The organism is Vibrio sp. Vb0304 (assembly GCF_033338995.1).
In the GTDB taxonomy this organism is placed as follows: Bacteria; Pseudomonadota; Gammaproteobacteria; order Enterobacterales; family Vibrionaceae; genus Vibrio; species Vibrio alginolyticus.
Map to the genome: position 1 here is coordinate 1 of NZ_JAWOTT010000014.1, position 13274 is coordinate 13274.

Below are 13274 nucleotides of genomic sequence, written 5' to 3' on the forward strand. Positions count from 1 at the left end.
CTCGACTTGCATGTGTTAGGCCTGCCGCCAGCGTTCAATCTGAGCCATGATCAAACTCTTCAATTTAAGATTTTGTTCGGCTCAATGAATACTGAACATTACATAAAGTAATGTTTGAATTGACTGTGCTGAATCTTTCGATTCAATGGTCACTTCGTTTCATTGAAACCTAATTTGATACCGAAGTATCGAATTGGATCATCATCAACGAGTGCCCACACAGATTGATAGGTCTATATTGTTAAAGAGCTTGCTTTGCGAGAAGTTTTTCTCTCAAAGCGGAGGTGCATTCTAGCGATTTAGTCGTTAGTGTCAAACACTTTTTTAAACTAATTTTTTGTAGAAGCTTTTTACCTCTTCGACCCTGCTAAAGCCTTGTGGCGTCTGCCGTGTCGATGGATGCGCATTATAGGGAGAAGATTTTCTTTGGCAATACTAAAAATGCATTTTTTCTAAAAAAACATGCCAAATGGATACTTTCCATCCAACCCTAAAATTACCCAGAAATAACACTCAGGATTTATACAATTTACCCACAAAAAGCTGTGGATAACTACTCATCACTATCAAAGAAATAAGAAATACGCGAACGCGGATTTAGATACTCTTTTACTTTATCCGGTAATTTTGACGGATGAATCGCGTTAACTATCTTTATATCTTTTGAGGCAAGATCAATGATTGGCGCTTGCGTCCTTGGTACTGATGGATCGTAAACCAAGACATTCGGGAATAATAAATGCGATGCATTCACTGAGATAACCAGGCCGACCATATTATTAGAAAGCTGAACTACGGTACCCGGAGGAAACACGCCCATAAACTTAATTAGGATGTTCAGGTTCTCTTCTTTATATAGGTGTTTACAGTTCTTATATAAATGAGAGAGTGCGGTATAAGGAATCTTTTGATCTGAGACTATCGGTGTATGACACAAGTTATCAAACGCATTGGCTACAGCAATAATTTGAGCAAACTCGTTGATCTCATCTCCTTTCAGGCCTTTAGGATAACCAGACCCATCTCTTAGCTCATGGTGCTGCGCGATCACAATTCTCGCGACTTCGGGAAAAGCCTCGATTTGACTCGCAAGATCGACGCCATATTTAGTGTGCAACTTTAAGTAGTTGGTTTCTGGCTCTGTTAGAGGTAGTTGCTTTCTTAATATTGCAGTCGGGATTTTTATTTTCCCGATATCATGGAATAGTGCGGAGAAGGAAAGCTCTTTCAACTGTGCTGCTGAGTACCCTTTAGCACGGCCAATCATCATCGAGATAACAGCCACGTTCAATGAGTGGAAATAAATATCTTCAAACTCATTTTTTCCGTTCATCAGATGTAACGTAACATTATCATCGCACATTAACTTCTCGACGATATCTTCAATAAGAAGCTTTGCTTCATCAACTGCTGCTGTCGGACGGTTACGGATTTTAGTCATGACTGAACGCATACGTGCCAGAGAGCGCTCAAACTCTTTTTCACACTGAATCACGCGTCGACGGTATGCACTTAACTTTTCTATGCGGTTCTGTTTTTCTTGCCACATTTTTTGAGTTTCATGATCTAACGACGCTTCATTTGTTACTCTGTCAGCTTGTCTTTGATCAACAGGGAGTGGAACGGCATCGCTTTGCTCTGGATTAAAGTAAACGAACTTTACGCCGAGGTGGCGGATCATCTCGACTTGCTCTTGGTCTTTAATCTTAAAGCTATTGAGTAGAAAGGGGTGATCGTTCCACTTTAGCGGAAGACGGATATGTAATCCGGGTTGAATACGATCGACCGTTAGTTTAATGGCTGCCACTTATTCACTACTGATTTATATTTCTTAAGAGAGTTAGAATACTAGTAAATTTTGTGAATAAATTCATCAGTAACTATCAAAACATCAAACCGTTATTTCTAAGCGACTCACTTAATTAGATAGAAGTAAGCTACTTTAAGGAGCGATCTGCTTTGCGTATTTTAAGCTTGGCCTCGAACACTGGCTTGTCTATTACTTCTTGATCTTTGACTAGCCCCATTAACGTTTGTACCGCTACACGGGCCATGTCACTGATAGGAAAGTGCACTGCTGATACTGTAGGGTAAAGACTTTCACAAAGATCAACACTGTCAAAGCTAGTTAATGAGATTTGCTCTGGTACAGAAATACTGTGCTCGTGTAAGTACTGCATTGCGCCAACCGTCATTTCTTCACTGCACGAAAAGACAGCCGTCACATCAGGGTGTCGTTGTAAAATTGCAGCCATTGCATCATAACCACTTTGCCGACCATAATTCCCTTCTTCACACCAGCTTTCATCAATATCTATACCAGCATCCTTCATTGCATCAATATACCCAAGCTTTCTCAATACACTGTTATGACGTTGGGATGGACCGGCAATACAAGCAATCTTTCGATGACCACCAGCTAAAAGGTGCTCAACGGCAATACGGCTTGCATGATGATGGTTAAAGGTAACACAACGCTCTTCTATTCCTTCCACGTAGCGATCCAGAAGAACGAAAGGTGTTGGCTGTTTAGCTAATTCACGTAAGTCATCATCTGACAAATAACGACTATGAAGTACATAGCCGTCACAACGTAAATCATTAAAACGCTGAATTGCCTCTTTTTCACCTTGTGCAGAATGATGGCCTTGAGCTGTAATCAAAAACTTCTTATGAATATCCAGCTCGGTCTGAACCTGCTCCATCATCTCGCCAAAGAAGCCCCCCGTATAGTAAGTCACCAATAACCCAACCATATTACTGGATGAGGTTGCGAGTGAACGAGCAATTGCACTAGGACGATAATTCAATTGCGCCATAGCTTGCTCTACTTTTTTTCGAGTTTCCTCGCGAAATTTCCCCTCTCCATTAATAATTCGAGAAACGGTAGAGCGATTTACACCGGCGAGTTCGGCTACATCTTTAATCCTTGCCATAATGCTATTGGGTCCAACTGCAATTGTTATTAAATATTCGTTTGTGTAGAACGGCTGCCAGCAATTCGTAAGGTGCTATAGGGGGCGAAGCTGGCAGCCTTTAATCATACACCGACCATTTGATTGGTAGAAACAAGCTCAGAGTAATCCGTAACAGTTATACCATGATGAGCTAACTGTTCTTTTAAAATGGGAGAGGTAAGAACTTGTAACTCTAGCTCTCGCTGAAGCGCATAGCCACTCTTTAAGATAAGCGCCTGATCGGCCTCTGCCGGGTGGCACATCACCTCAACCAAGTCATAGTCAGCTTTTAAGCTCAATAGATGTGCCATTAAGCCATCCAAGCTCACTTTTTGATCATAAAACTCATCAGTAAAGATATACCTGATTGTCATCGATTCTTGACACAAGCCACTGCCCCGCAGTGGCACTCGGTATTCATTCGCTACTTCTTTAATAACGGGCAAAATTTGAGGGTGAGTATGCGCGTGATGATGGCTATCTAAGTGGCTTAGCTCCAACCCAAGCGATAGAAAATGTTCCACCTGAGCTTTTGCTTCATCATAAACGACCTGAGTTTCGAAGTCCTGCTTACTCCAAAGTTCGTCATAATTGATAAAGTGCGCTCGGCCGTTGGTCAAGTTAGGATGCTTCGTTATAGGCACACCTGCTGTAAACCTAAGATGAACGCCAATTTTCAAGTCTGGATTATGGCGAGCTAGTTCTAAGGCATGTTGCTCAGCATCCATACCCACCATCATGGTGGTTGAATGAACCACACCTTGCTGATGAGCTTTAACGATGCCGCTATTTACACCTCTCGTTAAACCAAAATCATCAGCATTAAAAATGACTTTCATCGGCGCCCTTCCTTAGTCTTACAACGTCGTTAGTTTAAATTGAGGTAAATACGGAGCGTTCACCGCCAGAATATCATCCAGGATTGACTTGGCGCGGCCAATGTCAGGCACCAATGGGTTATTGGTTAATGCCATAAGCGCCTTGTCATAATTACCTTCGACAGCAGCTTCTATTGTTAGCTGCTCATACGCTTTAACTTGATGGAGTAATCCTTTGATATTGTTTGACAACTCGCCAACCGCAAGAGGTTTCGCCCCCCAGCTACCAATCACGGCACTACATTCAATCACAGCATCGTCAGGTAGGCCGTTGATCGCTCCATTATTTAAAACGTTAACAACATGAATACTATTACGATTGTTATAAATTGAATCAACTAGGTTCAGTGATGCATCAGAATAATAAGCACCACCCCGCTCCTCTAACTCTTTCGGCTTATGATCGAGGGTAGGATCTTGATAGAGCTTAAATAGCGCATTTTCTGTTTCCATTACCTGCTCAGCACGAGTGCCTTTTTCATCGGCACTTTGTTTCTCTTCAGCAAGCATGGCATCAGTTTGGTAGAAGTAACGATGATAAGGACATGGTATCGCCCCCAGTGCTTTTAGAAATGCCGGATCCCACGGCTCTTCCCAGATATTCTTCATACTGAAGTTGGCACCATCACCGACTTTCTCTAATACCGTTTGAGTAATATCTTCCCCATTGAACCATGCTTTGTGTACCCACACGAGATGGTTTAACCCAGCAAACTCAAGTTGCAGCTCTTTTGGCTCGCACTCCATCATTTCTGCAATCATCATTTCCATTGAAACGGGCACATTGCATAAACCAATACTCTTTACTTTGGTGTACTTACTGACCGCTTCGGAAACTAAACCCGCTGGGTTGGTGAAATTGAGCATCCATGCGTTTGGAGCCAACTCTTCAATGTCTTTACAGATATCAAGAATGACCGGAATGGTTCGCAGTGCTTTAGCAAAACCACCAGGGCCCGTTGTTTCTTGGCCGATGACGTCGTACTTGATTGGGATTCGCTCATCGTTAGCGCGTGCAGCAAGGCCACCAACACGAAACTGCGTCATCACAAAATCCGCATCTTTTATCGCAGCACGGCGATCGAAACCGGCTTTTATCTCAATTTTTGCTCCGGCTTTATCGACCATTCGCTGAGCCAATCCTTTGATGATCTCAAGCTTCTCAGCTCCTGACTCAATGTCCACAAAATGAATCTTCTTAACGGGTAAATATTCTAAGCGCTTAATAACCCCTTCAACCAATTCCGGGGTATAGCTACTACCACCGCCAATAATAGCAAGTTTGATCGCCTCTCTAGACATTTTCATCCCCCTTTATTTGTTCGAGATTTTTTTGTTCAGTGCGACGATTTCTACAGCCATCTCTTGAGCCAAAATCGTAGTCATTAGGTGATCTTGAGCATGCACCATCACTAACGTCATCGGGACTTTCCCTTCTCCCTGATCTTCTTCAATAAGCTGAGTCTGTATTAAGTGGGCTTTATTAATGCACTCTCTTGCTTGAGAGAGCTTCTCATCAGCCGCTTCAAAATCTTGTTCTCGAGATAAACGCAATGCCTCGTAGCTTAAACTTCTGGCTTCACCAGCATTGCAAATGATCTCCATTACAACCAATTCTTGTTCCATCATTTTCTCTCCGAAAATCGGGCCGCGGTAATTGCGGCCCATTAAGCACAGTTAAGCAGTAACGCCTTCGCCTGACGGCTGCGTGTCACCTTTAGTTTCCTTCGTCGTTGGTAGTTCTTGCTCCAACATTTGCTTCTCAAACATTTTGAAGAATGGGAAGTAGATGATTAGATCAAGAATTAATAAACCAATGACGAGCAATACTGGCGCAAAGGTCCAACCGCTACCCCACGAAGCACCTATCAGTGCCGGTGTTGTCCAAGGTGTTGTAGCGACACCCATACCCACAAAGCCGACATGCACAGCAAAGTACGCAATCGTAGCATTGATGACTGGAGCGAAGACGAACGGGATAAACAAGGTCGGGTTCATCACAACTGGGCTACCGAAGATCACAGGTTCGTTGATTTGGAAAAAGCCAGGCACCGCACTCATTCGACCAATGCTCTTAAGGTGAACAGAACGGCTAAACGACATCAGCATAACAAGAGCAAGTGTTGCACCAGAGCCGCCAATAAAGATGTAAAAATCCCAGAACGGTTGAGTAAATACGTTTGGAATCGGTTCACCTGCAACAAAGGCTTCAATGTTGGCACCAATGTTGGTCAAAAAGATTGGAGAAAGCAGTCCAACAACAATTGCAGCACCATGAATACCCGCAAACCAAAGTAGCTGGCAAAGCAATAAAGCGCCAATAATGGCAGGCAATGAGTTAGACGCACTAATTAGCGGTTTAAAGATAGCCATAACAGCGTCTGGAATCAGCATGTCGTACTGGGTTTGTACGAAAAGGCTAAGTGGATATAAGGTAATGAATATCGCTAAGACTGGTAGCAATACTTCAAATGATCGCGCAATCGCCGGTGGCACCTGCTCTGGCATGCGAATCGTAATATTGTGCTTTTTCATAAAACGGTAGAGCTCCACCGAGAAAAATGCACACATCACTGCGGTGAAGATCCCGGTTCCGCCCATGTGAGACATAGACAACGCGCCATCTTTAGCTGGGGCCGCAATGAGTAAAAAAGACATTAGTGACAATACAGCACTCGTGATCCCATCCATCTTGTAAGCCTTCGCTAAACTATAAGCAACGCCCAGCGAAACAAAAATGGTCATGATCCCCATCGACATGTTGTAGGGCATCATTATGGTATCAAAATGTGTAGTGGCGAAATCGAGCCAAATTCGACCAAAAGTAAAGGTTGTATCTTCGGCAAATGGGGGGAATGCAAAAATCAAAATGAAACTACCGACAATAATAAACGGCATTGCGACAATAAAACCGTCTCTCATTGCGCGAACATGGGGCTGATTCCCCACTTTAGCTGCTATAGGGGCTATATGCTTTTCGACTGCGCCTATAATTGCGTCATAAAGCTTCATAGAGTCCATCCTTATTTTAGGCAAAAGAATCCCGCATCAAATATTTATATTTGATGTACAGTTATCTTTTTAATTTAAAACTATATTTTAGTTAATTAATTCTAATGCTTGCTCTAGTACTTCTTCTCCCTTCATCATTCCATAATGCTGAGGAGAAATAGCATCAATGTTTTTACCATGCTCTTGCGCCGTTTTTCTTAGTTCTTCTAGCTGAAAACGTACTTGAGGCCCGAGAAGACAAACATCGTACTCTTTAATTGCATCTTCAAACGCATTCACTGACATTGCATCAATTTTGCACTCAATTCCTTTATTTTCAGCAGCTTGCTCCATTTTCTTAACAAGCATACTGGTGGACATCCCTGCGCTACAGCATAAAAGGATCTTTTTCATAGCCTTACTCCCGTTGTGTAAATTTCAACCTGTAAAAACTGTAGCAAAAATAACCAAGACAAAAAAGCGCAACCGGTTGCATTATTCGTGAACACAATCCCAATTTAGAAAATACCACCTATTTTTTTGTAATTATTTAGGTCTAGGATAAAAGTCATAAAATAATTTAAGACATCACATTAAGTTTCAAATTATCAATATTTTACTACTGACAACGTCGTTATTAATTTCTTAAAAGGAATAGAGAATGAAATTTAATAAATTGGCTATTGCAACGCTTGTAAGTGCCGCACTATCACAACACTCATTTGCTCAAACCGACTCTAAAGGCACAATTTATCTAACGTTTGATGATGGACCAATCAATGCATCTATTGACGTTATTCAAGTACTTAACCAGGAAGATATCAAAGCGACGTTTTACTTTAATGCTTGGCATTTAGATGGAATTGGTGATGAGAATGAAGACCGTTCCCTAGAAGCCTTAAAGCTCGCATTAGACACTGGTCATATTGTTGCGAACCACAGTTACGATCACATGGTGCACAACTGCGTGGATGAATTTGGACCGAACAGTGCTGCGGAGTGTAATGCGACCGGGGACCACCAGCTAAACTCGTATCAAGACCCTGTTTACGATGCCTCAATGTTTACGGAAAACTTATCTGTGTTAGCAAAGTATTTGCCGAACATTACAAGCTACCCGAACTACAAGGCAACAGAGTTTGCTAGACTGCCCTACACCAACGGTTGGCGAGTGACGAAAGACTTCAAAGCAGATGGGTTATGTGCCACGTCTGATGACCTGAAACCTTGGGAACCAGGATATGTATGCGATACATCCAACCCATCCAACAGTGTAAAAGCAGCTATCGAGGTTCAAAATATCCTAGCGAATAACGGCTATCAAACTCACGGTTGGGATGTGGACTGGGCACCTGAAAATTGGGGCATTGAAATGCCAGCAAACAGCCTTACAGAAGCAGAAGCATTTCTTGGATATGTGGATTCCGCGTTAAACACTTGTGCACCAACAACGATTAACCCGATCAACTCCAAAGCTCAAGAGTTCCCATGTGGTACACCTTTACACGCCGATAAAGTTATCGTATTAACTCACGAGTTCCTATTTGAAGATGGTAAGCGTGGCATGGGTGCAACGCAAAACCTACCTAAGCTCGCTAAGTTTATACAGTTAGCAAAACAAGCGGGTTATGACTTCGACACAATGGATAACTACACACCGAACTGGCAAGTTGGTCATAACTACGACGCTGGCGATTACGTCTTACACCTAGGTACTGTATACCAGGCTGTAACAAACCATACTGCGCAACAAGATTGGGCACCGTCTCCAACCTCTAGCCTTTGGACAAATGCAGACCCAGCCACTAACTGGACTCAGAATGTTTCCTATAAACAAGGTGATGTGGTGACTTATCAAGGTTTGCGTTATCTAGTTGATGTACCGCACGTGTCCCAAGCAGACTGGACTCCGAACACTCAGAATACCTTGTTCACAGCTCTATAGGCTGTTCCTACTATCACCATGTAGTAGTTTGCGCGAGGCATACCCCTCGCGCTTTTTTTTGAAGATCCAGATACAACAAAGCCCCGACTTTCATCGAGGCTCTGTCTTAAAATATGGTACCGGTGGACGGAGTTGATTGGACTGGCATTCCTGCCGCCACCGCGAAGGCAACGCTAACTTCCTTTTGATATTTACGAGCACCTAAAACGACGAAAGGCCGCTATAAAAGCGACCTTTCTATGTATGGTACCGGTGGGCGGACTTGAACCGCCACGCCCGAAGGCAACGGATTTTGAATCCGTCGTGTATACCAATTTCACCACACCGGCATCTTTGGGCTATTGCCCTTTGATGGTTGGCATTATACGTAAGCTTTTGACCTGCGCAAGCAGAAATACCTTAAATAACTATCGTTTGCTGATAATTTCGCCACAAAGTGTGACAAAGCTGTACTCATAAGAAACGTACGCTCCATTTTCTACTACTCTTCCAGATGAAAATGAGTATACGAAACTCTTTTTAAATTCTATTCACTGTAATATCAGAAACATAACCATTCCCAATGCTCGACAACGCATTATAGAGCATCTCTGCGGCATCTTCTGCTTGCATGAAGTGACTCGTGTCCATCGTATTGCCGCTTGTTTTCCAGAATTCCGTATCCATTCCACCAGGATAAACCGCGATAATTTTCATAGGTTTTCCTTTTAGCTCCAAACGAACCGACTCAATTAATCCTTTGATGGCCCATTTCACTGCACAATACGTAGACTCTTGCGCTTTAGGTTGTTGCGCGGCTGTGGACATGATCATGACCACTTTTATTGGATGAACTTTGTAACGCTTTACTAACTCTCTTAGCACATGAATCGCAGAATTCAGGTTGTTATCAATCAACTTTTGAATCTCTTCCGGCTCCTGCTCTTCCAGTAAGCCAAAATAACCACTTCCCGCACTATGAATGACCATTTCAGGGGACTGTTTCACCCCATCAAAGAGCTGTTTCACATTTTGGTGCAATGAGAGGTTGCAAGCTTGATAACCAACGTTATGAGAGAGTTGTTTTGCTAGTGCGGATAGTTTTTCTGTATTTCTTCCTATTACATACGTCTCTTTGCCTTCCGCATCATAACGCTTTGCTAGTTCCGCCCCTAAGCCGCTACTTGCACCTGTAATTACAATCATGCGCTACCTCTTTTCAATCACATACTTTTAATTCATCTATCAATTAAGGTAACAGAATCGTGGTAATTCACACCTCAAGAGCACCATTCTTTGAAGCAAGCAGCTTTCTTACTTTCGTGATGCATGAAATATCAAGCAGAACGACGGGCATTTAACCTATGCTTAAGCAAGAATAACTTTCTGAATTTTCTATCGACTTTCTAGTGAGAACTGAATAGGAGCAAAGAATGACTGGGTCAAAATGGCAGTGGTTACTGAAACAGATGACACGAAAACTGTGGGTCCGGACGTCACTCTACGCATTACTAGCTGTTGCTACCGCCTTAATGTCGATTGTTTTAAACCAGTTCATTACTCTGCCCCCTGCCATCAACGTCAGCAAGGATTTGTTGAACAACATATTAAATATCCTCGCAACCTCCATGCTTGCAGTGACTACATTCTCTCTCAATATTATGGTCTCAGCGTACAGTGCCGCTAGTGCAGGGGTAACGCCGCGAGCGACAAAACTGTTGATGGAAGACAGCACAACACAAAATGCCTTAGCAACCTTTCTTGGCTCTTTTCTATTTAGTTTGGTAGGAATTATCGCGCTAGGTATTGGGGCCTATCATCAACAAGCACAAATTTATCTATTCATCGTGACTATCGCCGTAATCGTGATGATCATACTCACTCTGCTACGTTGGATTCAGCACCTTTCCGTACTAGGAAGGGTCAGTGAAACCACTTCATACGTAGAGCAAGCCTTGTTAGATGCGATAAGAAAACGGGGCAAAGAGCGCTGGCTAGGTGCTCACCCATGGAGCCACCCAGAGCATAAGCCCAGAGGAAGTAAACCTATTTTGAGCCAAGAAATTGGCTACTTACAGCATGTTGATATGCATCACCTCGATAGTATTGCTGAAGCAAACCAATGCACCATCTACCTTGAGCGACAACCGGGAAGTTTTGTGTACGTAGGTCAACCATTGGCTTGGGTTTGTGGAGAATTGCCAGACGAAAGCGAAGTAACGGCAGCCTTCACGATTCGAACGGAGCGTTCATATGATCAGGACCCTCGCTTTGGTTTAGTCGTTATGGCGGAAATCGCCTCACGAGCACTATCTCCGGCTGTAAATGATAATGGCACCGCGATTGACGTTCTTGGGCGTTCTGTACGAGCACTTTCATTATGGGGAGACCTACTCAGTGAGCCGCCAGCCAAAACTCGATATCCTAGACTATTTGTGCCCGCATTGAGCTACCAGGATTTGTTTGATGATGTCTTTTTGCCGATAGCACACGATGGTGCAGCGCAACTCCAAATACAGATTCGCCTACAAAAGGCCTTGCTAGCTCTCTCTAGTATGCACCCTAAGTTATTTTTGTCACCAGCAATCAAGCTGTCAGAAAAAGCTTTAGAGCTTTCATTAAGCCAACATTATACAGAAGATGAGAAACACCAACTCTCTCAGCTATCTAATCTGGTCACAGACCAAAAAGCCAATGGTTAAGAGAGTCGAATTCAGTCGAAACATATTGCTGCACGGCCTCGTGTATCATGACATGTGCTGATAACGTAGGGCAGAAAAGTCTCTTCGTTTATACACAATTAAAGACTCTGTGCGTTAGGTCTCTTTTCTCTTGGTGAGGGAATCTATATTCTGACGCACAATTTTTAAGGTAAGTGATGGAATAATGACAACGTCTACAACTCTTCCACCTGCTGGTCTCTTTCGTCGACTTGCAGCGTTGATTTACGACACATTGATTATTATCGCAATTGAAATGATGGCCGCTGGTATTGTTATGGCCGTTGTGTTTGCACTAAATGCAGCAGGATTGTTGAGCTATGGCGAGTACGCTGATGCCGCAGATATGCTCGGAAAGCACCCTGTATTGAGCCCTCTATTTACACTTTATCTTGCGGGTGTGTGGATATATTTCTTTGTGTTCTTCTGGACGCGAGCAGGACAAACTCTTGGGATGCGCGCTTGGAAGCTTCGAGTTCGCAATGCCAAAGACGGAGCACCAATTACGGTAACTCAAGCTCTGATTCGTATTTCGACATCTGGCTTTGGCTTGGCAAATTTGACTGTACCGATTGATCCGAAGAAACGTGGTTTCCACGACATTTGGGCCAAAACAGAGGTTGTTGTGTTGCCTAAGGCAAACTAACTTATCCGGGAACACAAAAAAGGAAGGCGTAATGCCTTCCTTTTACATTTGGTTCGGTAAAACTTGGTTTATTCGATGATGCTTCAGTTATAGCTTTCTTCGTAGCAGTGCAATCGCAATAGCTAAGAACACCAAACTCGGGGCCAAAGCACCAAACACTGGGGATATGCCATATACCAAGCTTAATGGACCAAAGAACTCACTGGATATGTAAAAAGTAAACCCGGCAACCACGCCCGACAATACCCTTGCCCCCATGGTCACGCTTCTGAGTGGACCGAAAACAAAAGATAGCGCCATTAACATCATCACAGCAATTGAAAGCGGCTGAGTCAACTTACGCCAAAACGCCAACTCATAGCGAGATGCGTCTTGTTCCGATGCTTTTAGGTAAGTCACATAATCATACAAACCGCTCAGTGACAGTTCTTCTGGCTTCACGGTCACCACAGCTAGCTTATCCGGTGCCAAAGAGGTGTGCCACTCCATCTGTTCGATGTCTTGCTTTGAAATTACGTTTTCATTTTCCATGTCCGTAATTTGTACGTAGCGCATCAGCCAGTTGTTATCTTGTTGGTAGTCGACTTCTTCGGCGAAAATAACTTTTTGTAGATTCTTATCATCATCAAAACGCCACATATTTAAAGCATAAAGTTTGTCGTCTTCGACTTTACCTATAAAGATAAAGTCGTTTGCGTCACGAGCCCACACACCTGAGCGCACAGACACAATGCTACCACCTGATATCGCAAACGCACGTAAGTCACGGGCCATCTTCTGGGCCTCAGGAGCGCCCCATTGACCTAACGCCATAACGACAATCATGAGCGGGACGGCCGTTTTGAGTACCGATAACCCGATATCCAGCTTAGAGAAACCAGCAGCTTGCATCACCACCAGCTCAGAGCTTGAAGCCAACATACCTAAGCCGATCAGGGCACCGAGTAATGCCGCCATTGGAAAGAACATTTCGATATCACGCGGCACACTGAGTAACACAAAGTACAACGCATGAGTGAGGTCGTACACACCTCGCCCTACTTTACGTAGCTGTTCTACATATTTGATGATGCCCGATAAGCCAACAAACGTCGCTAAAACCAAGGCAGTGGTAGAGATGATGGTTCTACCGATGTAAAGGTCTAAGATTTTGAACAC

General features: G+C 43.4%; 12 protein-coding genes, 1 tRNA gene and 1 rRNA gene. 3 read left to right on the forward strand and 11 right to left on the reverse strand.

Annotated features, from left to right (window positions below; translation table 11 throughout):
* The 8 genes from R7P35_RS16335 to R7P35_RS16370 form a co-directional block, all read right to left on the reverse strand.
* Positions 1-66 (reverse strand): 16S ribosomal RNA (locus R7P35_RS16335); the annotation flags it as partial.
* 487 nt (positions 67-553) lie between these two features.
* Positions 554-1807: an HD-GYP domain-containing protein gene (locus tag R7P35_RS16340; RefSeq protein WP_005381029.1), complete on the reverse strand. Its 1254-nt coding sequence runs from the start codon at positions 1805-1807 to the stop codon at positions 554-556.
* 130 nt (positions 1808-1937) lie between these two features.
* Positions 1938-2936 (reverse strand): LacI family DNA-binding transcriptional regulator, encoded by a 999-nt coding sequence (locus R7P35_RS16345; protein WP_005381031.1) that lies wholly within the window; start codon positions 2934-2936, stop codon positions 1938-1940.
* A gap of 104 nt (positions 2937-3040) precedes the next feature.
* A complete protein-coding gene (gene chbG / locus R7P35_RS16350) occupies positions 3041-3796 on the reverse strand; it encodes a chitin disaccharide deacetylase (protein WP_025767647.1) in 756 nt (251 codons plus the stop codon).
* An 18-nt stretch (positions 3797-3814) separates the two neighbouring features.
* A complete protein-coding gene (locus tag R7P35_RS16355) occupies positions 3815-5137 on the reverse strand; it encodes a 6-phospho-beta-glucosidase (RefSeq protein WP_064354316.1) in 1323 nt (440 codons plus the stop codon).
* Positions 5138-5149: 12 nt separating this feature from the next.
* Positions 5150-5461 carry a PTS lactose/cellobiose transporter subunit IIA gene (locus R7P35_RS16360; RefSeq protein ID WP_031777269.1) on the reverse strand — a complete coding sequence of 104 codons (312 nt, stop codon included), beginning with the start codon at positions 5459-5461 and terminating at the stop codon, positions 5150-5152.
* Between the two features lie 51 nt (positions 5462-5512).
* Positions 5513-6847, reverse strand: coding sequence for a PTS sugar transporter subunit IIC (locus R7P35_RS16365; RefSeq protein ID WP_005381064.1), 1335 nt, complete (start codon positions 6845-6847; stop codon positions 5513-5515).
* A gap of 87 nt (positions 6848-6934) precedes the next feature.
* Entirely contained in the window at positions 6935-7240 is a 306-nt protein-coding gene (locus R7P35_RS16370) for a PTS sugar transporter subunit IIB (RefSeq protein ID WP_025767645.1), read from the reverse strand.
* A gap of 247 nt (positions 7241-7487) precedes the next feature.
* Here R7P35_RS16370 and R7P35_RS16375 point away from each other — a divergent pair, with 247 nt between their 5' ends.
* Positions 7488-8771, forward strand: a complete 1284-nt coding sequence (locus tag R7P35_RS16375) for a carbohydrate-binding protein (RefSeq protein ID WP_005381066.1) — start codon at positions 7488-7490, stop codon at positions 8769-8771.
* A 244-nt stretch (positions 8772-9015) separates the two neighbouring features.
* Here R7P35_RS16375 and R7P35_RS16380 read toward each other — a convergent pair.
* Both R7P35_RS16380 and R7P35_RS16385 read right to left on the reverse strand, forming a co-directional pair.
* Positions 9016-9100: transfer RNA gene (locus R7P35_RS16380), tRNA-Leu, on the reverse strand.
* Between the two features lie 190 nt (positions 9101-9290).
* Positions 9291-9956 (reverse strand): SDR family NAD(P)-dependent oxidoreductase, encoded by a 666-nt coding sequence (locus R7P35_RS16385; protein ID WP_213904993.1) that lies wholly within the window; start codon positions 9954-9956, stop codon positions 9291-9293.
* Positions 9957-10183: 227 nt separating this feature from the next.
* Between R7P35_RS16385 and R7P35_RS16390 the strand changes: the two genes are divergently transcribed.
* Both R7P35_RS16390 and R7P35_RS16395 read left to right on the forward strand, forming a co-directional pair.
* On the forward strand, positions 10184-11452 hold the full coding sequence (locus tag R7P35_RS16390) for a DUF2254 domain-containing protein (RefSeq protein WP_053303445.1): 1269 nt from the start codon (positions 10184-10186) through the stop codon (positions 11450-11452).
* Positions 11453-11636: 184 nt separating this feature from the next.
* Entirely contained in the window at positions 11637-12116 is a 480-nt protein-coding gene (locus tag R7P35_RS16395; RefSeq protein WP_005381070.1) for an RDD family protein, read from the forward strand.
* A gap of 87 nt (positions 12117-12203) precedes the next feature.
* Here R7P35_RS16395 and lptG read toward each other — a convergent pair whose 3' ends face one another.
* Positions 12204-13274 (reverse strand): LPS export ABC transporter permease LptG, encoded by a 1071-nt coding sequence (gene lptG, locus R7P35_RS16400; protein WP_005381071.1) that lies wholly within the window; start codon positions 13272-13274, stop codon positions 12204-12206.